We start from the raw sequence: 23,923 nt of genomic DNA, 5'->3' as shown, positions 1-23,923 counted from the left end.
GGCCTTTTTTGTATCTGAGAGTTTCCTAGTTTGTGCACGAAAATTCTAGCTTTAAATTAAGAATAATAATGCTTTATTTGTGAATAAAAATTCCATACACTGATACCTTGTTTATTTGTTTTTATATAAAACGCTGTTATTAAAAAAGGTAAATATCACGTGCGTACCACAGAATTGGTAGATGGATTTCGCCAGTCAACTCCTTATGTTAATGCTCACCGAGGTAAAACTTTCGTTGTAATGCTCGGCGGAGAAGCAATTGATCAGCCAGGTTGTCGTAGCATCATTAATGATGTTGCATTATTAACGAGCTTAGGTATCAAAATTGTTTTAGTGTTTGGTGCAAGGCCACAGTTCAATGCGGCACTGCAAGAATTTGGCATAACTAGTCAGTTTCATAATGAAATACGTGTTACTGATAACGCGACTTTTGATGTAATAAAGAAAGTTGCGGGTGCAATGCAGTTCGATATAACCGCGCGTTTATCTACGTCTTTAAGTAGTACTCCTATGACTGGTTCATACTTGAATGTGGTCAGCGGTAATTTTGTTATTGCTCAGCCTTTAGGAGTTGACGAAGGCATTGATTATCATCACTCAGGCCGTGTAAGACGTATTGATGTTGAAGGGATTCGTCATCAATTAAACAATAACAGTATCGTACTACTTGGTCCGATTGCCGCCTCAGTGACAGGTGAAAGTTTTAATTTAACTGCTGAAGAAATTGCCACTCAGGTTGCATTAAAACTGCGCGCTGACAAAATGCTCGGTTTTTGTAAAGAGGCCGGTATCTTGGATGAAAACGGTGAAGCAATTGCCGAGCTTATGCCAAATGAGGCAGAATCTGTCTTAGCAAACTACCGTAATCAACCTGATTCATGTTTAAGTGCAACGGTATTCTTACAAGCGGCCATTGATGCATGTCGTGGCGGCGTACATCGTTGTCATTTAGTTAGTTACAAAGAAGATGGCGCATTATTACAAGAGCTTTTCTCATTAGATGGCATTGGTACGCAAATCGCGCCGCAAAGCTCTGAACAGTTACGTAGTGCAACAATATCTGATATTACCGGGATTATTAATCTGATCAGACCGCTTGAAGAGCAGGGCTATTTAGTTAGGCGTTCTAGAGAGCAGCTTGAGATAGAAATAGAGCAATTTACTGTCATTGAGCGTGATGGTTTAATTATCGCCTGTGCCGCTTTATACCCATTTGCTGAAGAACAAGTGGGGGAGTTTGCAAGTCTGGCTGTTCATCCACAGTACCGAGATGCAGATAGAGGGAGTTACCTACTGCGTTTTATTATTAATAAAGCCAAACGTGCGGGTTACTCGCATTTATTCGCTTTAACCACACGCAGTATTCATTGGTTTTTAGAACAAAGCTTTGAATTAGTGACCGTTGATGAGTTACCGGCGAAGAAAAAGGCACTGTATAACTATGAGCGCCGTTCTAAAGTGCTGCGACTGGACCTTACTAAACTAAGTAAAAACCGTTGATAGGACAACTGAGTGGATTGCTATAAAAAAGGTGACGCATGTGCGTCACCTCTAATTCTATATATTGTATTTAATTAATACTCATAGTTAATGTGCTGATAAAAGCGCACACGTAAATCTTGGCGCGTTGGATTAAAGGCCAGCTCGTCAGTTACTTCATTAATTGCGCTTTGCACTTGATTCATAAACTTACCATAACCAATGTCATGCTTGTCTTTATCGGCTGCGGCAATCACAAAATGTAGAGAATCAACAAGTTGATTTGCATCCCAATAATGTTGTAATTGCACTTGCTCTGAGCTGCAATCAAAGGTTAGCTTTTGCAGTTCACTGTTACTTTGTGCGTTATCAATATTGCTATTACGAACAATAGGGCGGGTACCATTAGCGATAAAAGCACCAAGGGTTAGCGCTCGTTTTTCGCAAGCTCGTTTAAATGCATCAAAAATATATTGATAAAATTGCGTGTAATTCTCTTCATTCAACATATGTTGAAATTGCGTTTTAATCGCGCGGGTTACTGGAATAGAAAACCCAGCATAAGTCATTTCACTGTGCTGTGTTGGTAAATGACATTGGCGAGATTGATAGCGTGGATATAAGCTACGCAATTTATAGCCATAGCTTTCTTTGTGACCTTTTGCTTTAGCAAATAAATCATAAGTAAGATGCTGGTGATCGCGAATTTTAAGTGGAGGTTGGCCGCTTAATAGCTTTTCTTGTAATGAGTTTATTACGCGCTGTACGTTATGGTGAAAACTTGCTGCATTAGCACGAATATCTTCACCTGTAGCCAAAAATAATAAACGAATTTTTTTGCATTTTACATCATTAGCGGCAAACACATTATGTGCTTCGTGGTATTGTGGGTTATAGAAAAACAAAATCTGCTTAGCGGTTTCTAAACTATATGCCTCATCATGGTAACGAACGACAGGTAACTTATCGTTAGCGATCAGATGTACATTGTGCAGTTCATATTCATCACATAGTGCAAATAACTCCCTTGCAAGACGCTTATAAGCACAGCTTACATTACTAAACTGTGCAAAAAACTCATCAGTAGGTTTAAACTCAACTAGCACATACTGGTTAGCACGCGCAGAGCTTGGAATATAGACTCTATGTTGATTGAGCGAAGCCATCTTTTTTCCTTATTGGTAGTGAAACTGACGGCACTATATCGCTAGTCAATGATCATTTTATTGCGTTAGAACAATTTTTTTACCGATTTTGCAGCGTCTGTAAACAATGTATTCAATAATCGGCTTATTATCTTCAATAAACATGGCTCAACTACTGTATGTTAGGGTTTGTTTTTGTAATAATGCATTAGTTTTGTCACCATGCAATATTTTGAGGATTATGCTCCTATGGCGGAAATTGAGAATCGCCCAAGTAACTTTATTAGAACGCGTATCGACGAAGATCTCGCAAGCGGTAAGCATGCGACTACACACACGCGTTTTCCACCTGAACCAAACGGTTTTTTACACATTGGTCATGCAAAGTCTATCTGTTTAAATTTTGGTATTGCCCAAGATTATCAAGGTCTTTGTAACTTACGTTTTGATGATACGAATCCAGAAAAAGAAGACATCAATTACGTAAATTCAATTAAAGAAGATGTGCAGTGGTTAGGTTTTCAGTGGGATGGTGAAATTAAGTATTCATCTAACTATTTCGATGCGTTATACGGCTATGCTGTTGAGCTTATCGAAAAAGGCCTTGCGTATGTGTGTTTCTTATCGCCAGATCAAGCACGTGAATACCGTGGTACTTTAAAAGAGCCAGGTAAAAATAGCCCGTACCGTGATACGCCAGTTGAAGAAAACCTAGCGCTATTTGAAAAAATGCGTAATGGCGAATTCAAAGAAGGCGAGTGTGTACTGCGTGCTAAAATCGATATGGCAAGTTCATTCATGGTATTGCGTGATCCGATTTTATACCGTGTACGTTTTGCTCACCACCACCAAACAGGTGATAAGTGGTGTATTTACCCAATGTACGACTTCACGCACTGTATTTCAGATGCGCTAGAAGGTATCACGCATTCATTATGTACGCTTGAGTTCCAAGATAACCGTCGTTTATACGATTGGGTATTAGATAACATCAGCCTTGAGTGTCACCCACAGCAAATCGAGTTTTCACGATTAAACCTTGAATACACCATTATGTCTAAGCGTAAATTAAACGACTTAGTGGTTAATGGTCATGTTGAAGGTTGGGACGACCCACGTATGCCAACGATTGCTGGTTTACGTCGTCGTGGATACACACCTGCGTCAGTGCGTGAGTTCTGCTCGCGTATTGGTATCACTAAACAAGAAAACATGGTTGAAATGGGTATGCTAGAAGCATGTATCCGTGAAGACCTAAATGAACATGCACCACGTGCAATGGCTGTTCTTGATCCGGTGAAGATTGTTATCGAAAACTATGATGCAGATAAAGTAGAGACTTTATCAGTTGCCAATCACCCGAATAAAGAAGAGATGGGCCGTCGTGATGTGCCTTTCACGCGTGAGATTTATATCGAACGTGAAGACTTCCGTGAAGAAGCAAATAACAAGTTCAAACGTTTGGTACTTGATAAAGAAGTACGTTTACGTGGTGCTTATGTAATTAAAGCTGAGCGTGTTGAAAAAGACGAGAACGGTGAAATCACCACTATTTTCTGTTCTTACGATCCAGAAACGCTAGGTAAAAACCCAAGCGATGGCCGTAAAGTTAAAGGTGTAATCCATTGGGTATCAGCCAGTGAGTCAATCACTGCTGAAGTACGTTTATACGACCGTTTATTTAACGTACCAAACCCAGCTGCTGCTGAAGACTTCAATGCAACGCTAAATCCAGAATCACTCGTGGTGCTTGCTAACGCGAAACTTGAACCGTCTCTTGCTAATGCACAAGCAGAGCAGGGCTTCCAGTTTGAACGCATGGGCTATTTCTGTCGTGATAACAAAGCCGACTCACTAGTATTTAATCAAACTGTGGGTCTTCGTGATTCATGGGCAAAGATTGAACAAAAGGGCTAAACTTTTAACTAATTGTTTAAGTTTCTAAGCTTAATAAAAAACCCTTTCATTTTAAAAATGAAAGGGTTTTTTTATAACTATTAAAAGTGATTAAAAATAGCCGCGAATACCTAAGCTAAAGTTGCGACCAGGTAGTGGTGCTTTTTCTTTAATAAATGAACTGTGAACGAAACCTAATTCATCCGTTAAGTTATCAGCATTAATGTACAGCTGCGTATCGACAGGGCCTAAATCAAGTTGGTAATTTGCCGATGCGTCAAACAGGGTATAATCGTCAGTTTTTGTTTCATAAGCGGTAATATCTGACTGCTCAAAATAATGAGTGCCTGCTAGGCTAAATTGCCAACCGCCAACAGTATACTGTAGTTCAGAACCAAGTTTGTTTGCTGGAATACGTGGTAGGTAACCTTCGCCATCTTTTAATTTAGCAGTTGTTGAATCACCAAACACTTTAACCAATGTGCTTGGTGACACTTGGTAGTGGACGTCAAACTCAATACCGTAAAGTTTTGCATCTTTACTTGCAAATTGATACACCGCCATTGCGTCTTCGTCAGCCTCTGCTGCTGACTCTAGACCGTGTTCTTCATCGAATACGAGCCCAGTACTTTGCTGGTAATAGTAGTTTTCAATGTCGTTGTAGAAAAAGTTAACGGTGTAACCAAAGTCACCAATAAAGCGGCGGAAACTTAAATCAAAGTTGGTTGCAGTTTCTTGATCGATATCTTCAGGCTCAAAGTGTATTTCGCCGTCTTCGATATGATAACCAAGGCCTAACTCATATGTACCAGTTGCAATATGTACACCATTTGAAAGTAGTTCAGCACTAAGAGGCGCGCGCTCTGAACGAGATACGCTAAGCGCAACACTTTGGCCTTCTTGATATTGCCAGATTGCACCTGCAGAAAAACTTAGATTTGTGAAATCTTCACTGTAGTTAATGATTTCAGCTTCTTCTTCGTCATGGTGCTCTTCTTCCTCTTCATGGGCGTGGTCATGATGGTGCTCTGCCATACTAACAGCCGAGTCAATTTGGTAATCCTCAATACGTGCGCCTAATTCAACGGTTACATCACCAAATTGACGCTCTTCAAGCATGAATAGTGCATTGGTTTTAGTTACACTTGCTGGTGTAAAGGCTTCTTCACCATCAGCATCGTAGTCTGATTCTGTGTAGTGGTAGCCAGCCATACCGTGCCAAAGGCCTAATTTATGTTCAACGGTTGCACGTGCTTCAGTGGTTTTGTTAGAAAACACAGTGCCAACTGCACCATCTTCAATTTCGGCATGTTTATAGTCTGTGTAACCCACACGTAGTGAGATATTTTCAATCCAGTTATCATGTAGCGCATAGCTCATGTAACCTTGCCAGCGATCTTGCTCTAATTGCGCGAAGACAGACTCTTCGTGTTCTTCTTCACCTTCGTGTTCATCATGATGCTCACCTTCTTCATGCTCTTCGTGATGATGGTGTTCATGAGCGGGAATACCGTAATCTGTTTCAATACGACCATATGACACACCTAGTGTTAGGTGATCGCCAACATAACTCGTGCCAAAATTAACATTTTGGCTATCGATAAAGGTGTTTTCTACGCGGTTAGCGGTTTCGTGTTCTTCATGATCTTCACCCTCATGTTCGTCATGCTCTTCAGGAAGCTCGAATGTTGGTGTTTTGTAATCATGACCTTTGCGCTTTGTGCCATCAAAATGGAAGTTGAAGCCTTCATTACCGGTTTCAAGTTTTGCGGCATAAGTATTGGTGTTTGATACTGTGTCATGGGTGTATTGCGCAGCGCCTGTTAAAGTGTCGATATTGTCGGTAGGAATACGATTATCAACAACATTTACCACACCCCCTATCGCACCTGAGCCGTAAAGTAGGGTAGCAGGGCCTCGTAACACTTCAATTTGTTCAGCGGCTAGGCTGTCATTTGATGTTGCGTGATCTGGGCCAATACGTGATGCATCACTGCTATCAAGGCCATTTTGAGTGATTTTCACACGCGGACCATCTAAGCCGCGAATGATTGGGCTTGATGAAACTGGGCCAAAATAACTAGCATTCACACCAGGTAGGCCTTTTAGTGTTTCTCCTAAGGTCGGCTTAGCCTTATTTTTAAGATTATCACCAGCCAATACGTTAACGGGTGAGATCATTTCAAGGCTATTTTTATGAAGCGCAGAAGCATAGACAACAACTGTTTCTACAGATGTTGGCGTGAGAGTAATAACTAGATTTTGATTATCACCATTAATTTCAACACGTTTATCGATAAAATCATCTTTGCTGATGTGTAATTGGCCTTTGTTATCTACATCGATTTTAAACTGGCCTTGTTTATTGGTCACAACGCTTTGTGACTTACCATGAACATGAACTTCAGCGTTACTGATAGGTTGCTGATTTTTATCTAATACTTGACCTGTGATCACAGCAGCCATTGTTGATTGAGAGATCAGCGCAGCGGCAACAGCACTAGAAAGAATTGAAATTTGCTTCATTATTACTACTTCTAAGTTTGTTGTTGAGTGTTGTGATATAATATAACACTGCAATTTTTTATCTGCAATAACGTTATAATATAACTTTTAACTAAGTCGCGAATTTTACACCGTAAACTATACTTAGAATGTTTCAGTTAGATGGACATTCGTTATGTCTGATAAGAATCGTGTTTTTAAAGCCAATTTTACTATCGCAGATTTGCGCGAACAGCGAAATCACCAAGAGGTTTTCACCACGGCATGTGATAGGCAAGAAAGCTATGAACATTTTGTGTTAAAGCTTTTAAGCTACTGCTTATTTTCTCATAATAAAATGGCAACCATGAACGCACGGCTTAAAAGTAGTGAGCCAGATGTGTCAATTAAAGCCCTTGATGAGCATTATGAAATGTGGCTAGCAGTTGGAGAACCTGATTTTACAATATTGAGTAAAATTGCTAAACGTGTTGACGAACTATGGGTTGTAACTACGCTAAACAATGAGTGGTTACAAGAATATGAGCATCAATTAGAGCTGATAAATAATAGCCATTTAATTGCCTTTGATGGAAACTTTATTGAGCAATTGGCGAGCCATTTGACTAAAAACTTACAGTGGGATGTAACGATAGATCAACAAACAGTGAGTGTCTCAGACAAAGAAAACTTCTACCAAACAAACGATCTTGTGTGGCATTAAAGCTCAATTTTTACCTTACCGTTGGGTTTACTACAACACAGCAACACTTCACCTGAGCGTACAAACGCAAGTGGTTCTTGGTTATAATTTACATCACCTTCGACTAATTTAGCGCGGCATGCACCACAATAACCTTCACGGCATTGGTAGGGGACGTCTATTTTGTGTTGTTCTAGGCATTCAAGGAGAGATGAACAGCCAGAATCAAATTCGAGACTCTGGCTGTCTGTTCCTGCAAGGATAACCTCTGCAGTAGTGTTAGTGCTCATTACAGATCGAAGTCACCAAAATCTGATGCATCAACCTGAGAATCAATTTGGCCTACAAGATAAGAGCTAATTTCAGCTTCTTGTGGAGCAACTTGAACGTTGTCTGATACTAACCAAGAGTTGATCCATGGAATAGGGTTACTCTTACTTTCGAACTGTGCCGGTAAGCCAACCGCTGTCATACGCGCATTTGTGATGTATTCAACATATTGACATAAGATATCTTTATTTAAGCCAATCATAGAACCATCTTTAAACAAGTATTCAGCCCAATCTTTTTCTTGCTCAGCAGCTTCAACAAACATCTGAATCGCTTCTTCACGGCATTGTGCAGCAACGATTGCCATTTCAGGATCGTCTTTGCCTTCTTGCATAATATTTAGAATGTGTTGCGTGCCAGATAAGTGGAGCGCTTCATCACGGGCAATAAGCTTGATGATTTTCGCATTACCTTCCATTAGTTCACGCTCTGCGAACGCGAATGAACAGGCAAAGCTTACATAGAAACGAATAGCTTCTAGAATGTTAACCGACATCATAGCTAGGTAAAGTTGCTTTTTAAGGTCAAATAAGCTGACTTTTACTTCTTCACCGTTGATCACATGTTTACCTTCACCATATAGATTGTAAACAGAAATCATATTGATTAAATCATCGTAGTATTTGGTAACCGCATCAGCACGTTCACTGATCTTCTCGTTACTGACGATATCATCAAAGATAAGCTCGGGAGACTGCGTAACGTTACGAATAATATGCGTGTATGAACGGCTGTGAATTGTTTCACTAAACGCCCATGTTTCAATCCAAGTTTCAAGCTCAGGAATAGACACAATGGGTAGTAACGCAACGTTAGGTGAACGACCTTGCACACTATCTAGCAAGGTTTGATATTTCAAGTTGCTTAAAAAGATGTGTTTTTCGTGGTCCGGTAACGCTTGGAAGTCAAGACGGTCTTTACTTACGTCAACTTCTTCAGGACGCCAAAAGAACGATAATTGTTTTTCAATTAGCTTTTCGAAGATAGGGTACTTTTGTTGGTCGTAACGTGACACGTTTACAGTTTGGCCGAAAAACATCGGTTCTTGTAATTGGTTATTATGGTTTCGGCTAAAAGTTGTATATGACATAGTGATTTCTCAAAAAACAGTCAGGACAAAGCGGGCAAATGAGCCCGCTTTTGTTATGTTATTAATTTAATTAGATTTTACAAGCGCCGCCTGCACAACCGTCATCTTCTACCTCTGGTGTTAGCTCATCTTGAGCATCCGATGCACCGTCACGTGTGTTGTGGTAGTACAAGGTCTTCACACCAAGTTTATAAGCAGTCAGTAGGTCTTTTAATAGCACCTTCATAGGTACTTTACCGCCTTCGTACTTAGATGGATCATAATTAGTGTTTGCAGAAATCGTTTGGTCAACGAATTTTTGCATAATACCAACAAGCTGTAGGTAACCATCGTTTGATGGAATATCCCACAGTAGCTCATAGTTGTCTTTCAGGTTTTCATAATCTGGAACTACTTGCTTTAAGATACCATCTTTACTTGCTTTAACGCTGATATGACCACGTGGTGGCTCAATACCATTTGTTGCGTTAGAGATTTGTGATGATGTCTCTGATGGCATCAATGCAGATAGCGTAGAGTTACGCATACCGTGCTCTTTAATGCTCGCACGTAATGAATCCCAATCTAAATGAAGTGGCTCATTACAGAACTGATCTAGGTCACGCTTGTAAGTATCTGTCGGCATGATGCCTTGAGAATACGTTGTCTCGTTAAATTTAGGACACGCACCGCGTTCTTTCGCCAACTCGTTTGATGCTTTCATTAGGTAATATTGAATTGCTTCAAACGTTTTGTGAGTTAAGGCATTAGCACTACCATCAGAATAACGTTTACCGTTTTTAGCAAGGTAGTATGCGAAGTTAATTACACCTATACCCAGCGTACGACGACCCATCGTTGCGTTTTTAGCCGCAGGAACAGGGTAGTCTTGGAAATCAAGTAAGTTATCAAGGGCACGTACTGCAAGTTCAGCAAGCTCTTCTAACTCATCAAGCGACTCAATCGCACCTAAGTTAAATGCAGATAGCGTACAAAGTGCAATTTCACCTTCTTCATCCATTACATTGCTAAGTGGCTTAGTTGGTAATGCGATTTCTAAACATAGGTTAGATTGACGAATTGGCGCCACAGTCGAGATAAACGGGCTGTGTGTATTACAGTGGTCAACGTTTTGTAAGTAAATACGACCAGTGCTTGCACGCTCTTGAGCAAACATTGAGAATAACTCAATTGCTTTAATACGCTTTTTACGAATTGACTCGTCTTGTTCGTACTTAACATATAGCTCATCAAACTTCGCTTGATCTTCAAAGAATGCATCATATAGACCCGGTACATCTGACGGGCTGAACAATGTGATGTAATCGTCTTTGATTAAACGGCTATACATTAATTTGTTGAACTGGACACCGTAGTCAAGATGACGTACACGGTTGTCTTCAACACCACGGTTGTTCTTAAGGACAAGAAGATTTTCAACTTCTAAGTGCCAAAGTGGGTAGAACAACGTTGCTGCACCGCCACGAACACCACCTTGTGAACAGCTTTTAACCGCTGTTTGGAAGTGTTTATAAAACGGAATACAACCTGTGTGGTACGCTTCGCCGTTACGAATAGGGCTACCAAGAGCACGAATACGGCCCGCGTTAATACCAATGCCAGCACGTTGCGAAACATATTTAACAATCGCAGACGATGTCGCATTAATAGAATCAAGGCTATCACCACATTCAATCAATACACATGAGCTGAATTGACGTGTTGGTGTACGAACACCGGCCATAATTGGTGTAGGTAATGAAATCTTAAATGTAGACACTGCATCATAAAAACGCTTGATGTAATCAAGACGTGTCTCTTTTGGATAATCAGAGAATAAGCTTGCAGCAACTAAAATATATAAAAACTGTGCACTTTCGTAAATTTCGCCAGTAACACGGTTTTGAACTAGATATTTACCTTCAAGTTGCTTTACAGCAGCGTAGCTGAAGTTTAAATCACGATTATGATCAATATATGAGTCTAACTCATCGATTTCTTGTTCTGTGTAGTCGACAAGTAAATGCTGATCGTAACGTTTGTCTTCAACTAATTTTGTAATGTGATCATATAAACGTGGTGGCTCAAATTGGCCATACGCTTTTTTACGCAAGTGGAATACAGCTAAGCGAGCAGCTAGGTATTGATAATCAGGCGTATCTTTTGAGATTTGATCCGCTGCCGCTTTGATGATTGTTTCATGAATGTCGTCGGTGCGAATGCCATCATAAAATTGAATATGTGATTTTAATTCAACTTGTGAGACAGACACATTATTCAGACCTTCTGCGGCCCAAGCGATTACGCGATGGATCTTATCTAGATCGAGTGACTCTTTACGGCCGTCACGTTTGCTTACAGATAGCTGTTGGTTCATAGTTTTGCCTGTATTCCTTGGGAAATTTTAGTTGTAAAGACAAAGGTATTCTTTATGTAATTATTATTATTAAACACTATATGCAGCTAATTGAATAACATTTAGCCACAATATCTGGTGTTGTTTAAATTGCAGATCACAAGATAGTGTGGTCTGCGCTGTTTTGCAAGGGATAGAATTGCCCCATTTTGTGGATAACTATTGGATAAGCGCATTGTGTTAGTGACCATTAACCTTTGAACATTCATAGACGACGAAATTTGTAGAAATCAACTCAAGATCCAGAAAATTTACCGTTTTAAAAAATAAATTTCGACTGATTTTTTTATCATCAAAGAATGTTCAAAAGTGAATCAGATCACAATATATGGTGTTTTAGATAATAAATAACACTATATATGGTTAAAGCCATCAATTGGCGAATGCCAATTAAAATCTGCCTGCCAGCCAAGCGCAGCGTCAACACTCGGTATGTAACCCCAAAGCGCCGTTGCACTGTACATATTAGCTGCTTTTGCAGCTTGAATATCTCGCTCAGCATCACCGATATACAAACAACGAGTTGGATCAACATCTAAGATCTCAGCTGTATGTAACAGTGGATCCGGTGATGGTTTCGAAACAGCTAATGTATCGCCACTGACAACGGCTTGAGCATTACTTAAAGATGGGATCGCTTGTACTAAGGGCTCAGTTAAAAAGCCGGGCTTATTGGTCATAATGCCCCACTTAATATTGTTTTGCTCAAGTGCAATTAAAAGCTGCTCGATGCCGTTGAAGCATTTACTGTGAACGGCAATATCATCAGCGTAATAATCGAGTAACTGTTGTCGTAAAGCCAGTTGTTCTACATCAGGCCACTTATCACCAAAACCAACCTCTAAAAGTGCATTGGCTCCGTTTGAAGCTGCGGGACGATAAATATGCTCAGCGACTGGGGCGATATCTGCATCGGCTAATACGCGATTTAATGCATGACCCAGATCATCGGCGGTATCAAGGAGCGTACCATCGAGATCAAAAATAAAAGCATCAAAATCGATAGAGGGTGCGTTTACACCACTCATTAGGCTAATTTCTCAAAGTGCAGGATGTAATTAACACTTACATCATCATTTAAACTGTACTGCTTAGAGAACGGGTTATAGTTCAGGCCTGTGCTGGCTCTTACTTTTAATCCCGCTTCTTCAGCCCAGGCAATAAGTTGTGCAGGTTTGATAAACTTTTTATGGTCATGGGTACCTTCAGGCACCATTTTTAAAAGCTTTTCTGCACCCACAATGGCAAACAAGTAGGCCTTTGGTGTTTTGTTTAGTGTTGAAAAGAAGACATCGGCGCCCGGTTTAGCAAGTTCTGCTACAGCACGAATAATAGACGCAGGATCTGGAACATGCTCAAGCATTTCCATACAAGTAATAACGTCAAAGCGAGCAGGGTGCTCAGCCGCAAACTGTTCTGCTGGTACTTTTATATAGTCAACAGGGACACCTGTTTCTAAACTGTGTAACTTAGCAACGGTAAGTGGCTCTTGGCCCATATCGATGCCGGTTACTTTAGCGCCCATGCGCGCCATGCTTTCACTTAAGATGCCGCCACCACAGCCAACATCTAAGGTTTCCTTATCAAATAAGCCGCCTACTTTATCGGCGACAAAATCCAAGCGAAGAGGATTTATTTCATGAAGAGGTTTGAACTCTCCGTCGCGGTCCCACCAACGTTCTGCGATGGCTTCAAACTTTGCAATTTCTGTATTATCTACATTTTGATGTTCGGTCATAAAAAACTTCCTCGTCAATCTGAGGCCATTATATAGGGGGAAATTACTAAATCGCAAAGATTTAGCGCCTGTAAATCTAAATAAATTGTGATAGCATGGTCTGGAAATAATAACTAAAGCTCTTAAGACGGCATTGTGCCTCTTTATGAGTCAATACTGAAGGAATGTGAAATCAAATGACTGATCTCGCCAATGAAATTCTGCCAGTCAATATTGAAGATGAATTAAAAAATTCGTACCTTGATTACGCAATGAGTGTAATCGTTGGACGTGCATTGCCAGACGTACGTGACGGCTTAAAGCCAGTTCACCGTCGTGTTTTATTTGCAATGAACGAACTCAATAATGATTGGAATAAACCTTACAAGAAATCAGCACGTGTTGTTGGTGATGTAATCGGTAAGTACCACCCACATGGCGACAGCGCGGTATATGACACCATCGTTCGTATGGCGCAGCCTTTCTCATTACGCTATATGCTTGTTGACGGCCAAGGTAACTTCGGTTCTGTTGACGGTGACTCTGCGGCAGCAATGCGTTATACGGAAGTTCGTATGGCGAAAATGTCACATGAATTATTAGCTGACTTAGAAAAAGAAACCGTTGATTATGTACCTAACTATGATGGTACTGAGCAAATTCCTGACGTATTACCTACTAAAGTACCTAACTTACTAGTAAATGGTTCATCAGGTATTGCGGTTGGTATGGCAACGAACATTCCTCCGCATAACTTAACAGAAGTTATTAACGGCTGTTTAGCGCTTATTCAAAACCCAGATATGTCAATTGCTGATCTAATTGAATATATCCCGGGTCCAGATTTCCCGACTGCGGCGATTATCAACGGTAAAAAAGGCATTGAGCAAGCGTACCTAACAGGTCGTGGTAAAGTATATATCCGCGCTCGTGCTGAAATCGAAGTTGACGAAAAAACCGGTCGTGAAACAATCATCGTTCACGAAATCCCTTATCAAGTTAACAAAGCGCGTCTTATCGAAAAAATCGCTGAGTTAGTTAAAGATAAGAAAATTGAAGGTATTAGTGCACTACGTGACGAATCAGATAAAGACGGTATGCGTATCGTTATCGAAATCAAACGTGGTGATGTTGGTGAAGTAATCTTAAACAACCTATATGCACAAACTCAGTTACAAACTGTGTTTGGTATGAACATGGTTGCACTTGATAACAACCAACCTAAGTGCTTTAACCTTAAAGAAATGCTTGAAGCGTTTATCATTCACCGTCGTGAAGTTGTTACACGTCGTACTGTATTCGATTTACGTAAAGCCCGTGACCGTGCTCACACGCTTGAAGGCTTAGCAATTGCTCTTGCGAACATCGACCCAATTATCGAACTAATTCGTAAGTCACCAACACCAGCTGAAGCTAAAGTGGCACTAACAGCTCGCCCTTGGGAGCTAGGCACTGTTAAAGCTATGCTTGAAAAAGCAGGTGAAGATAACGTTGCTCGCCCTGATTGGTTAGCTGCAGACTTAGGTATTCGTGATGGTCAATACTATTTATCTGAGCAACAAGCACAAGCAATTCTTGACCTACGTTTACACAAACTAACGGGTCTTGAGCATGAGAAGATCTTAGACGAGTACCAAACGTTACTTGATCTAATTGCCGAGCTTTTACACATTCTTTCAAGCCCTGATCGTCTAATGGAAGTTATCCGTGACGAGCTAGTAGAAATTAAAGAACAATATGGTGATGAGCGTCGTACTGAAATCAGCGCTGCTGCTCACGATATTAGCCTTGAAGACCTAATCAATGAAGAAGACGTTGTAGTAACGCTTTCTCACGAAGGTTACGTTAAGTATCAACCATTATCTGACTACGAAGCACAGCGTCGTGGTGGTAAAGGTAAGTCAGCTACGAAGATGAAAGATGAAGACTTCATCGAGCGTCTATTGGTTGCTAATACACACGATACAATTCTGTGCTTCTCAACTGCAGGGCGCTTATACTGGTTGAAAGTATATCAGTTACCATTAGCAAGCCGTGCAGCGCGTGGTAAGCCAATTGTTAACCTATTACCACTTGAAGCAGATGAGCGTATTACTGCTATCTTACCGGTACGTGAATACGAAGAAGATAAATATATCTTCATGGCTACTGCGTTTGGTACAGTTAAGAAAACACCATTAACAGCTTATAGCCGCCAACGTGCGAGCGGTATCATTGCCGTTAACCTTAATGAAGGCGATAGCCTAATTGGGGTTGATATCACAGATGGCACGAATGAAATCATGCTATTTACTGATGCTGGTAAAGTTGTACGCTTTAAAGAAGCTGAAGAGTCTGAAGTATTAGACGAAAACGGCAACCCAGTACTTGATGAAAACGGTAACCCGGAAATCCGCTTTAAAGGCGTACGTCCAATGGGCCGTACAGCAACAGGTGTTCGCGGTATTAAGATGGCAGACGATCAACGCGTTGTATCGTTAATCGTTCCTAAATCAGATGGTGCAATCCTAACTGTGACAGAAAATGGTTACGGTAAGCGTACAGCACTTGAAGATTACCCATCGAAGAGCCGTGCAACACAAGGTGTTGTATCAATCAAAGTTAGCGAACGTAACGGCGCTGTGGTTGGTGCAGTACAGGTTGATGAAAACGACGAAATCATGATTATCTCTAATCGCGGTACACTTGTACGTACTCGTGTAAATGAGGTTTCTACGGTTGGTCGTAATACTCAAGGCGTTATTTTGATACGAACTATTGACGAAGAGCAAGTAGTTGGTTTACAACGTATCGAAGAAATCGAAGTTGATGAGCTTGCAGCCATCGAAGGCGAGGCCGTTGAAGTAGTCGATACTAATCCTGAAGAAGCGGGTGATAACCCACCTTCAGAATAACATTGATTTAAAAAGCGGCTTCGGCCGCTTTTTTTATCCGCACTATAATTACTGGAATGAGGCAAAGTAATGACTAAATATAATTTTTGTGCAGGACCGGCAATGCTACCGCCGGCAGTTATGCAAAAAGCACAAAAAGAATTTATTGATTGGCAAGGTTTAGGTGTATCTGTGATGGAAATTAGCCATCGCAGCAGCGACTTTTTAGCGCTTACTGCTAAATGTGAAGCAAGCCTGCGTCGCTTAATGAATATTAGCGATGAGTTTGAAGTATTATTTATGCATGGCGGTGGTCGTGGTCAATTTAGTGCTGTGCCACTGAATCTTCACCTTGATGGTAAGCCAGCTATTTACTGTGAAAATGGCGTGTGGTCGAAAGGTGCAACAGAAGAAGCGGCAAAATTCACCACAGTTCAAAGTATCAACGTACGTGATGATGAACAGCAAAATGGTCAGTTTTCAATTAAGCCTGCAAGCTGCTGGGAATTACCTGCTGATGCGTCATACATTCACTATTGCCCGAATGAAACCGTAGATGGCATCGAAATTTTTGACGTACCATCACACCCATCAGCACCGATTGTTGCTGATATGTCGTCGACTATTTTATCGCGCGAATTTGATGTAAATCAGTTTGATCTTATTTACGCTGGTGCGCAAAAGAATATCGGCCCATCTGGTTTATCTATTGTAATTATCCGTAAAACCTTACTTGAACGTGAAGGTCTTGCAAAGCCGGGTATTCTTGATTATGCATTAGAAGCGAAACAAGGCAGCATGTACAACACACCACCGACATTTGCATGGTACTTAGCCGCTGAAGTGTTTGAATGGCTGGAAGCAAATGGTGGCGTTAAAGCGATGGAAGAGCAAAACATCGCAAAAGCCGAGCTACTTTACAATTATATTGATAGCTCAGATTTTTATAGCAATAAAGTTGCTAAGCATTGCCGTTCGCGTATGAACGTTCCGTTTTGGTTAAATGATGAATCGCTGAATGATAAATTCATTAGTGAATCAAAAGAAGCAGGCTTATTAGCCCTTGAAGGTCACCGTATTGTCGGTGGTATGCGTGCAAGTATTTACAATGCAATGCCACTTGAAGGCGTGCAAGCCTTGGTTGATTTTATGGCTAACTTTGCAAAGGAGAATAGTTAAATGGAACAACTACGTCTTGAACCTATTGCAAAAGTTAATGGTAGCGTAACCTTACCCGGTTCAAAAAGCTTATCAAATCGTATTTTACTTTTAGCAGCGCTTGCTAAAGGTACAACAGTGGTTGAAAACCTGCTTGATAGCGACGATATCCGTCATATGCTTGGTGCACTAAAATTATTAGGTGTTAATGTTACGCTTAATGAAGACAAAACAGTGGCGACCGTTGAAGGTGTAGCGGGTAAATTTAATACACCATCTGAACCGTTATTTTTAGGTAACGCTGGAACTGCGTATCGCCCGCTAACAGCTGTACTTGCTGCTGTTGAAGGTGAGTATGAGCTTGTTGGTGAGCCACGCATGGAAGAGCGCCCAATCGGCCATTTGGTTGATGCATTGCAAGCACTGGGTGGTGATGTAACTTACTTAAAAAATAACGACTATCCACCATTGGCTATTAAAGGCGGTAAAATCAATGGTGGTAAAGTAGCCATTGATGGCAGTATTTCAAGCCAGTTTTTAACAGCGCTATTAATGGCAGCACCGTTATTTAATGGCGACACGGAAATTAACATTAAAGGCACGCTGGTATCTAAACCTTACATTGATATTACCCTTGATGTGATGCAGCGTTTCGGTGTTACTGTAAGCCATGACAACTACGAAACGTTTTATGTAAAAGGCTGTCAGCAGTATCAAGCACTTGAGCGTATTATGGTTGAAGGTGATGCATCAAGTGCTTCTTATTTCGTTGCGGCAGCTGCAATAGCGGGCGGCGAAATTGAAATTAATGGGGTAGGTGCGGCGTCTGTTCAAGGTGATATTGGCTTTGCCAAAGTTATGGAACAAGTGGGCGCAAAAATCGATTGGTACGATGAAAAGCTGGTGGTTCGCAAAGGCGAGCTGAATGCTGTAGATATTGATGCTAACGCAATACCTGATGCGGCCATGACACTGGCAACTGTAGCACTTTTTGCAAAGGGTAAAACGGCGATTCGTAACATCTATAACTGGCGTGTTAAAGAAACTGACCGTTTATATGCAATGGCAACCGAACTGAGAAAAGTAGGTGCAGAGGTTGTAGAAGGTGAAGATTTTATCGAAATTACTCCACCTGACACATTTAATGATGTTGCGATTGATACCTATAACGATCACCGTATAGCAATGTGTTTTGCGATGGTTGCAGTGGGCGGCAAGCCGATAACTATTAACGATCCTAAGTGTACGTATAAAACGTTTCCTACATTTTTCAAAGTTCTAGAGTCTGTCTCAAGTCAATAAAACAGAAGAAAATATAAAAAGTTACACTCTAAGTGCGGATCTATTTTAATAACTGGCGTATAATATTCCGGTTTTATTTTGGTGTGCATTGCAGGAGGTTATAAATGCAGGCGTTATCAATGCCCGTAATCACCATCGATGGTCCAAGCGGTTCAGGTAAGGGAACTGTATGTCGCTTGTTAGCCGAGAAATTAGGTTGGGATGTATTAGACAGCGGTGCGATTTACCGTGTGCTGTCACTTGCTGCGCTTCACCATCAGATTGAATTAGATAATGAAGATGCATTAGTACCACTTGCAGCAAACTTAGATGTGCAGTTTTTGGTTGATAGCCACACTCACACATCGAAAATTGTGTTGGAAGGCGAAGACGTCACAACCACGATTCGTAATGAAGAAGTGGGTGCAGCTGCATCGAAAATAGCAGCTTTACCACGAGTGAGAGAAGCATTATTACGCCGTCAGCGTGCATTTCGTACAGAAAATGGCTTAATTGCTGATGGTCGTGATATGGGCACTGTTGTGTTTCCTGATGCACCGTTGAAAATATATTTAACTGCTACAGCTGAAGAGCGCGCACGTCGTCGCTTTGCTGAGTTGAATGAACGCGGTCTTGATGTTACACTAAGTGGTCTACTTGAGGACATAAAAGCGCGAGATCACCGTGATATGACACGTGAGGTTGCGCCATTAGTGCCTGCAGAAGACGCCATTGAAATCGATACTAGCGATTTTGATGCGATGCAAGTGTTTGATAAAGTAGTAACTTTACTCGACGAAGCAGTACTTGCAGGAAAGCTTCCAAAAGCTAAAAAGTAAATTTATAAGGTGCCGGCAGGATGCTAGCGCGATTTTAACAACCCCATGCAGCATGGTTGCTAATTGGTTATTTAATTATTTAGAGACGTATAATGTCAGAAAATTTTGCGCAGTTATTTGAAGAAAGCCTAAAGGGTTTTGAAGCAGAGCAAGGCTCTATCGTTAAAGGTACAGTTATCTCAATCGAGAACAACATCGTACTTGTTGATGCTGGTCTTAAATCTGAAAGTGCAATCCCTGCTGAGCAATTCAAAAATGCTGCTGGTGAACTAGAAGTTGCTGTTGGCGACGAAGTAGATGTTGCTTTAGACGCAATCGAAGACGGTTTCGGCGAAACTATCCTTTCTCGTGAGAAAGCGAAGCGTCACGAAGCGTGGATCCGCTTAGAAAAAGCATGTGAAGAGCAAGAGACTGTTACTGGTGTTATCAACGGTAAAGTTAAAGGCGGTTTCACTGTTGAAGTTGATTCAATCCGTGCCTTCCTACCTGGTTCACTTGTTGATGTTCGTCCAGTACGTGACACAACTCACCTTGAAGGTAAAGAGCTTGAGTTCAAAGTAATCAAGCTTGACCAAAAACGTAACAACGTTGTTGTTTCTCGCCGTGCAGTTATCGAATCAGAAAACTCACAAGAGCGTGAAGAGCTTCTTGCTAACCTTGTTGAAGGTCAAGAAGTTAAAGGTATCGTTAAGAACCTTACTGACTACGGTGCGTTCGTTGACCTTGGTGGTGTTGACGGTCTACTACACATCACAGACATGGCGTGGAAGCGTGTTAAGCACCCTTCAGAAATCGTTAATGTTGGCGACGAAATCGCAGTTAAAGTTCTTAAATTCGACAAAGAAAAGACTCGTGTATCTCTAGGCCTTAAACAGCTTGGCGAAGATCCATGGGCAGCTATCGCTGGTCGTTACCCAGAAGGTTCTAAGCTTTCTGGTCGTGTAACTAACCTTACTGACTACGGTTGTTTCGTTGAAATCGAAGAAGGCGTAGAAGGTCTAGTACACGTTTCTGAAATGGATTGGACTAACAAGAACATCCACCCTTCAAAAGTTGTTTCACTAGGTGACACTGTTGAAGTTATGGTTCTTGAAATCGACGAAGAGCGTCGTCGTATTTCTCTTGGTCTTAAGCAATGTATTGCTAACCCATGGCAAGAATTTGCTCGTCTACAAAACAAAGGCGACCAAGTTACTGGTAAGATCAAATCAATCACTGACTTCGGTATCTTCATCGGTCTTGAAGGCGGTATTGACGGTCTTGTTCACCTTTCAGACATTTCTTGGAACACGCCAGGCGAAGAAGCTGTACGTGAATTCAAGAAAGGCGACGAAATCACTGCTATCGTATTACAAGTTGACCCAGAGCGTGAGCGTATCTCTCTAGGCGTTAAACAAATCGAAGCTGACCCATTCAATAACTACCTGGACGCAAACAAAAAAGGTGCTATTGTTAAAGGTAAAGTGACTGAAGTTGATGCGAAAGGCGCAACTGTTGAGCTAATCGAAGGCGTTGAAGGTTACATCCGTGTAGCTGATATCGCTCAAGAGCGCGTTGAAGATGCTACTACTGTAGTTTCTGTAGGCGACGAAATCGAAGCGAAATACGTTGGTGTTGATCGTAAGAACCGCACTTTAAGCTTATCTGTTAAAGCTCTTTTCGAAGCAGAAGAGAAAGAAGTACTAGAGAAGCTTAAGAAAGAAGAGCCAGCGTTCGAAAACGCTATGGCTGCAGCATTCAAAAATGCTCAAAAAGACTAATATCTAGTCTTTTTAAATTGGAAGGGCAGCTTTGCCCTTCCTTTACCACTCTTTAAGGAAACGCTATGACTAAGTCAGAATTGATAGAACAACTTGCTGAGCAACACGCACACATCCCTGTGAAAGATGTTGAAAATGCCGTTAAAGAAATTCTTGAACAAATGGCCGGCTCATTATCTAGCTCAGATCGCATCGAGATCCGTGGCTTTGGAAGTTTCTCATTGCATTATCGTTCTCCTCGCACAGGTCGTAATCCAAAGACTGGCGAAACAGTTGAGTTAGACGGTAAGCACGTACCACATTTTAAACCAGGTAAAGAATTACGTGACCGCGTAAATGCGAGTATTGCCTAGTTTTATACAGGAGTAGTTACTTGTTTAGGGTATTAAAAATTGTATTAATTGCGCTGTGTTTATTTATTGCGTTTGTACTTGGTTCACAGAATCCACAATTGGTGCAAATCAATTATTTAATCGCCAGTAATACCTTACCCCTAGCTGTTGTAATAAGTATCTGCTTTATTTTAGGTGTCGCAATTGGTTGTTTTATAAGCTTTACACTGTTTTCTCAGTTAAAGTGGCAGAATTATCGCTTAAAGAAGAAATTAGCGCCTGAAAAAAACAATAAAAAGCTTGTTGCTAATAAAGACACCTAATCATGATTGAGCTTCTGTTTTTACTTTTACCCGTTGCAGCCGGTTACGGTTGGATAATGGGCAAAAACAGCGCTAAAAACCAAGCTCATCAGCTTAACCGCCAAATTACCTCTGAATATTCTAAAGGCCTTAAGTTTCTCTTAGACAGAGAAGAAGACCAAGGCTTAGAACACCTTATTAATCTACTCGAAGTTGCAGCTGACTCAGTTGAGCATTATTCAACATTGGCCACCATGTTTCGCCGCCGCGGCGAGCTTGATCGCGCAATTAAAATTCATGAGCTGCTATTAAAACATCCAAGCCTTGATGAACAACAAGCTGCAACCAGTCGCCTAGAACTTGCTGAAGATTATATTATGGCAGGTTTGCTAGACGGCGCAGAAGAGCATTTAGTGTGGCTTGTAAAGGCAGGGCATAAAGAGGCACTAGAGCCAATTATTAACCTTTATTCACAAACTCGTGAATGGGAAAAGGGCATTAACATGTTCGAGGCGCACAGTGATTTATTTACTAAACCTCAGCATGTGAAAGCCATTGCTAATTTTTACTGCGAAGCAGCCTTACAAGATAACGATACGCAAATTATGCGTAAAGCCATAAGCTTAAACCATAAAGCCATTCGCCCATTGTATGAGCTTGGCCACAGTGCCTTTACCAATGAAGATTATGTAAAAGCAATTTATTATTGGCGCGAGCTTATTAGCCAATTTACATTTTTTGCGCCGGTTTTTATTGAAGAGCTTGCAGTTAGTTATCAAAAATTAAACTTAACCCATCAATTTCATGAGTTACTCAACGAGTTGCTCGATAAAGGTGGTGTATTAATAAAAATAAAACATTGCCAAGCTTTACTTGAACAAGGCCATATCGAGCAAGCAATTAAATTTTTAACGGATAGTTTAAAGCGTCATCCGACTATTCGTGGCTTTAGCTTTTTATTACAGCTACTTGCCAAGCAAAATAACGATATTAAAGATGTACTCGATCAAATTGATAAGCTAGTAACGTCTTATATCGCAACCAAACCTGATTTTCAGTGCCAGCACTGTGGCTTTACCAGTCATACCATTTATTGGGTATGTCCATCGTGTAAGCACTGGGAAACAATTGTTCCAAGCCGTGGCATAGACGGTTTTTAATTCATATTAGTCCATTAGTTTTTAGGAAAGTTATGTCTGTCGAAGATTCAAAAAAAGTATTAATTGCCCTTGATTACGATGATCAACAAACAGCTCTTGCGTTTGTAAAGCAATTATCGCCTGATACGTGTCGCCTTAAAGTAGGCAAAGAAATGTTCACGTATTTTGGTCCTAGCTTTGTTAAGGAACTAATCGACTTAGGTTTTGATGTATTCTTAGACCTAAAATTTCACGATATTCCAAACACAGTGGCTAAAGCTGTAACCGCAGCTGCAAAAATGGGTGTGTGGATGGTTAACGTGCATGCCTCTGGTGGCGTTGAAATGATGACCAAAGCAAAACAAGCTTTAGAGCAGTTTGGTGATGATGCTCCATTACTGATTGCAGTAACTGTACTAACCAGTATGGATGCCGCAGAGCTTACTCGTTTAGGTGTAGATAAAACGCCAGAAGAGCAAGTAATTTACCTAGCAAAACTTGCTAAAGAGTCAGGCCTTGATGGGGTAGTGTGCTCAGCGCAAGAAGCGAAAAAGCTAAAAGCTGAATTAGGCGCAGACTTTAAACTGGTTACCCCAGGTATTCGCCCAGCAGGCAGCGATGCAGGTGATCAAAAGCGCATCATGACACCTAAACAAGCCGTAGAAGATGGTAGCGACTATTTAGTTGTAGGCCGCCCAATCACCAAATCGGCAGATCCAGTTGCAACACTAAAAGAAATTAACGACTCACTAAAATAACCTCGTTATTTTAAAATAGTCTTTTAAGAGCATTGTAAGCGTGATTTATATCGCGCTATATACAATGCTCTTTTTGTTTGTGGCAATTTAACAATGCTTTTATTTCCTCAAAGAAATTGAAGTGTCTATAATGGATTAAATCATAACTCTAAGTTTATTTTCAGTTGAACAATTATCCAACAAATTGATTTGTTGTTTTTTTCTGGTACTTTAATTAAGCAAGTAAATAATATAGTTATTTC

At 40.9% G+C, this 23,923-nt stretch carries 19 protein-coding genes; 12 read left to right on the top strand and 7 right to left on the bottom strand.

The genetic code is table 11. The annotated features are described in order from the left end of the window. The first annotated feature begins 159 nt into the window (after positions 1-159). The gene (gene argA, locus E5N72_RS11450; RefSeq protein WP_135924744.1) at positions 160-1,500 is read left to right on the top strand and encodes an amino-acid N-acetyltransferase; all 1,341 of its coding nucleotides are present in this window, start codon (positions 160-162) and stop codon (positions 1,498-1,500) included. Between the two features lie 74 nt (positions 1,501-1,574). On the opposite strand, the gene E5N72_RS11445 is transcribed toward argA, so the two are convergent. Next, positions 1,575-2,645: a DUF3083 family protein gene (locus E5N72_RS11445; RefSeq protein ID WP_135924742.1), complete on the bottom strand. Its 1,071-nt coding sequence runs from the start codon at positions 2,643-2,645 to the stop codon at positions 1,575-1,577. Between the two features lie 228 nt (positions 2,646-2,873). Here E5N72_RS11445 and glnS point away from each other — a divergent pair, with 228 nt between their 5' ends. After that, positions 2,874-4,541: a glutamine--tRNA ligase gene (glnS, locus tag E5N72_RS11440; protein ID WP_135924739.1), complete on the top strand. Its 1,668-nt coding sequence runs from the start codon at positions 2,874-2,876 to the stop codon at positions 4,539-4,541. A 90-nt stretch (positions 4,542-4,631) separates the two neighbouring features. On the opposite strand, the gene E5N72_RS11435 is transcribed toward glnS, so the two are convergent. Beyond that, positions 4,632-7,046 (bottom strand): TonB-dependent receptor, encoded by a 2,415-nt coding sequence (locus tag E5N72_RS11435; RefSeq protein WP_135924737.1) that lies wholly within the window; start codon positions 7,044-7,046, stop codon positions 4,632-4,634. A 154-nt stretch (positions 7,047-7,200) separates the two neighbouring features. Between E5N72_RS11435 and E5N72_RS11430 the strand changes: the two genes are divergently transcribed. Then, positions 7,201-7,728 (top strand): YaeQ family protein, encoded by a 528-nt coding sequence (locus E5N72_RS11430; RefSeq protein WP_135924734.1) that lies wholly within the window; start codon positions 7,201-7,203, stop codon positions 7,726-7,728. Here E5N72_RS11430 and yfaE read toward each other — a convergent pair. The 5 genes from yfaE to ubiG all read right to left on the bottom strand — a co-directional run bounded on the left by yfaE (position 7,725) and on the right by ubiG (position 13,260). Beyond that, complete coding sequence (gene yfaE, locus E5N72_RS11425) at positions 7,725-7,997, bottom strand: class I ribonucleotide reductase maintenance protein YfaE (RefSeq protein WP_135924731.1); 273 nt, start codon at positions 7,995-7,997, stop codon at positions 7,725-7,727. The two genes, E5N72_RS11430 and yfaE, sit on opposite strands and share 4 nt — an antisense overlap. Next, a complete protein-coding gene (gene nrdB / locus E5N72_RS11420) occupies positions 7,997-9,127 on the bottom strand; it encodes a class Ia ribonucleoside-diphosphate reductase subunit beta (protein ID WP_130051426.1) in 1,131 nt (376 codons plus the stop codon). Before nrdB ends, yfaE begins: the two co-directional genes overlap by 1 nt. Positions 9,128-9,197: 70 nt before the next feature. Continuing rightward, positions 9,198-11,483, bottom strand: coding sequence for a class 1a ribonucleoside-diphosphate reductase subunit alpha (nrdA, locus tag E5N72_RS11415; RefSeq protein ID WP_135924729.1), 2,286 nt, complete (start codon positions 11,481-11,483; stop codon positions 9,198-9,200). A 392-nt stretch (positions 11,484-11,875) separates the two neighbouring features. After that, positions 11,876-12,550: an HAD-IA family hydrolase gene (locus E5N72_RS11410; RefSeq protein ID WP_135924726.1), complete on the bottom strand. Its 675-nt coding sequence runs from the start codon at positions 12,548-12,550 to the stop codon at positions 11,876-11,878. Continuing rightward, positions 12,550-13,260 (bottom strand): bifunctional 2-polyprenyl-6-hydroxyphenol methylase/3-demethylubiquinol 3-O-methyltransferase UbiG, encoded by a 711-nt coding sequence (ubiG, locus tag E5N72_RS11405; protein WP_135924724.1) that lies wholly within the window; start codon positions 13,258-13,260, stop codon positions 12,550-12,552. Before ubiG ends, E5N72_RS11410 begins: the two co-directional genes overlap by 1 nt. 176 nt (positions 13,261-13,436) lie before the next feature. On the opposite strand from ubiG, the gene gyrA reads away from it, so the two are divergent. The 9 genes from gyrA (at position 13,437) to pyrF (ending at position 23,681) form a co-directional block, all read left to right on the top strand. Then, entirely contained in the window at positions 13,437-16,133 is a 2,697-nt protein-coding gene (gene gyrA, locus E5N72_RS11400; protein ID WP_135924722.1) for a DNA topoisomerase (ATP-hydrolyzing) subunit A, read from the top strand. Between the two features lie 69 nt (positions 16,134-16,202). Continuing rightward, on the top strand, positions 16,203-17,291 hold the full coding sequence (gene serC / locus E5N72_RS11395; protein ID WP_135924719.1) for a 3-phosphoserine/phosphohydroxythreonine transaminase: 1,089 nt from the start codon (positions 16,203-16,205) through the stop codon (positions 17,289-17,291). Further along, positions 17,292-18,572, top strand: coding sequence for a 3-phosphoshikimate 1-carboxyvinyltransferase (gene aroA / locus E5N72_RS11390; protein ID WP_135924716.1), 1,281 nt, complete (start codon positions 17,292-17,294; stop codon positions 18,570-18,572). It begins immediately after the preceding gene. A gap of 104 nt (positions 18,573-18,676) precedes the next feature. Next, a complete protein-coding gene (gene cmk / locus E5N72_RS11385; RefSeq protein WP_135924714.1) occupies positions 18,677-19,390 on the top strand; it encodes a (d)CMP kinase in 714 nt (237 codons plus the stop codon). A 92-nt stretch (positions 19,391-19,482) separates the two neighbouring features. Continuing rightward, positions 19,483-21,150 carry a 30S ribosomal protein S1 gene (rpsA, locus tag E5N72_RS11380; protein WP_063528811.1) on the top strand — a complete coding sequence of 556 codons (1,668 nt, stop codon included), beginning with the start codon at positions 19,483-19,485 and terminating at the stop codon, positions 21,148-21,150. A 65-nt stretch (positions 21,151-21,215) separates the two neighbouring features. Further along, positions 21,216-21,503 carry an integration host factor subunit beta gene (gene ihfB / locus E5N72_RS11375; RefSeq protein WP_036968575.1) on the top strand — a complete coding sequence of 96 codons (288 nt, stop codon included), beginning with the start codon at positions 21,216-21,218 and terminating at the stop codon, positions 21,501-21,503. A gap of 20 nt (positions 21,504-21,523) precedes the next feature. Further along, complete coding sequence (locus E5N72_RS11370) at positions 21,524-21,805, top strand: LapA family protein (RefSeq protein ID WP_054551349.1); 282 nt, start codon at positions 21,524-21,526, stop codon at positions 21,803-21,805. Between the two features lie 2 nt (positions 21,806-21,807). After that, entirely contained in the window at positions 21,808-22,944 is a 1,137-nt protein-coding gene (gene lapB, locus E5N72_RS11365) for a lipopolysaccharide assembly protein LapB (protein WP_135924712.1), read from the top strand. Positions 22,945-22,976: 32 nt separating this feature from the next. Continuing rightward, positions 22,977-23,681 (top strand): orotidine-5'-phosphate decarboxylase, encoded by a 705-nt coding sequence (pyrF, locus tag E5N72_RS11360; RefSeq protein ID WP_135924709.1) that lies wholly within the window; start codon positions 22,977-22,979, stop codon positions 23,679-23,681. Positions 23,682-23,923 lie beyond the last annotated feature (242 nt).

Source organism: Pseudoalteromonas sp. MEBiC 03607 (assembly GCF_004792295.1).
Classification (GTDB): Bacteria; Pseudomonadota; Gammaproteobacteria; order Enterobacterales; family Alteromonadaceae; genus Pseudoalteromonas; species Pseudoalteromonas lipolytica_C.
This window is presented reverse-complemented; position numbering and strand designations above follow the sequence as displayed.

Excerpts from the sequence above, each read along its gene's own strand:
- E5N72_RS11445 (WP_135924742.1), bottom strand. The coding sequence starts at position 2,645 with ATGGCTTCGCTCAATCAACATAGAGTCTATATTCCAAGCTCTGCGCGT.
- glnS (WP_135924739.1), top strand. The coding sequence starts at position 2,874 with ATGGCGGAAATTGAGAATCGCCCAAGTAACTTTATTAGAACGCGTATC.
- E5N72_RS11435 (WP_135924737.1), bottom strand. The coding sequence starts at position 7,046 with ATGAAGCAAATTTCAATTCTTTCTAGTGCTGTTGCCGCTGCGCTGATC.
- E5N72_RS11430 (WP_135924734.1), top strand. The coding sequence starts at position 7,201 with ATGTCTGATAAGAATCGTGTTTTTAAAGCCAATTTTACTATCGCAGAT.
- yfaE (WP_135924731.1), bottom strand. The coding sequence starts at position 7,997 with ATGAGCACTAACACTACTGCAGAGGTTATCCTTGCAGGAACAGACAGC.
- nrdB (WP_130051426.1), bottom strand. The coding sequence starts at position 9,127 with ATGTCATATACAACTTTTAGCCGAAACCATAATAACCAATTACAAGAA.
- nrdA (WP_135924729.1), bottom strand. The coding sequence starts at position 11,483 with ATGAACCAACAGCTATCTGTAAGCAAACGTGACGGCCGTAAAGAGTCA.
- E5N72_RS11410 (WP_135924726.1), bottom strand. The coding sequence starts at position 12,550 with ATGAGTGGTGTAAACGCACCCTCTATCGATTTTGATGCTTTTATTTTT.
- ubiG (WP_135924724.1), bottom strand. The coding sequence starts at position 13,260 with ATGACCGAACATCAAAATGTAGATAATACAGAAATTGCAAAGTTTGAA.
- gyrA (WP_135924722.1), top strand. The coding sequence starts at position 13,437 with ATGACTGATCTCGCCAATGAAATTCTGCCAGTCAATATTGAAGATGAA.
- serC (WP_135924719.1), top strand. The coding sequence starts at position 16,203 with ATGACTAAATATAATTTTTGTGCAGGACCGGCAATGCTACCGCCGGCA.
- aroA (WP_135924716.1), top strand. The coding sequence starts at position 17,292 with ATGGAACAACTACGTCTTGAACCTATTGCAAAAGTTAATGGTAGCGTA.
- cmk (WP_135924714.1), top strand. The coding sequence starts at position 18,677 with ATGCAGGCGTTATCAATGCCCGTAATCACCATCGATGGTCCAAGCGGT.
- rpsA (WP_063528811.1), top strand. The coding sequence starts at position 19,483 with ATGTCAGAAAATTTTGCGCAGTTATTTGAAGAAAGCCTAAAGGGTTTT.
- ihfB (WP_036968575.1), top strand. The coding sequence starts at position 21,216 with ATGACTAAGTCAGAATTGATAGAACAACTTGCTGAGCAACACGCACAC.
- lapB (WP_135924712.1), top strand. The coding sequence starts at position 21,808 with ATGATTGAGCTTCTGTTTTTACTTTTACCCGTTGCAGCCGGTTACGGT.
- pyrF (WP_135924709.1), top strand. The coding sequence starts at position 22,977 with ATGTCTGTCGAAGATTCAAAAAAAGTATTAATTGCCCTTGATTACGAT.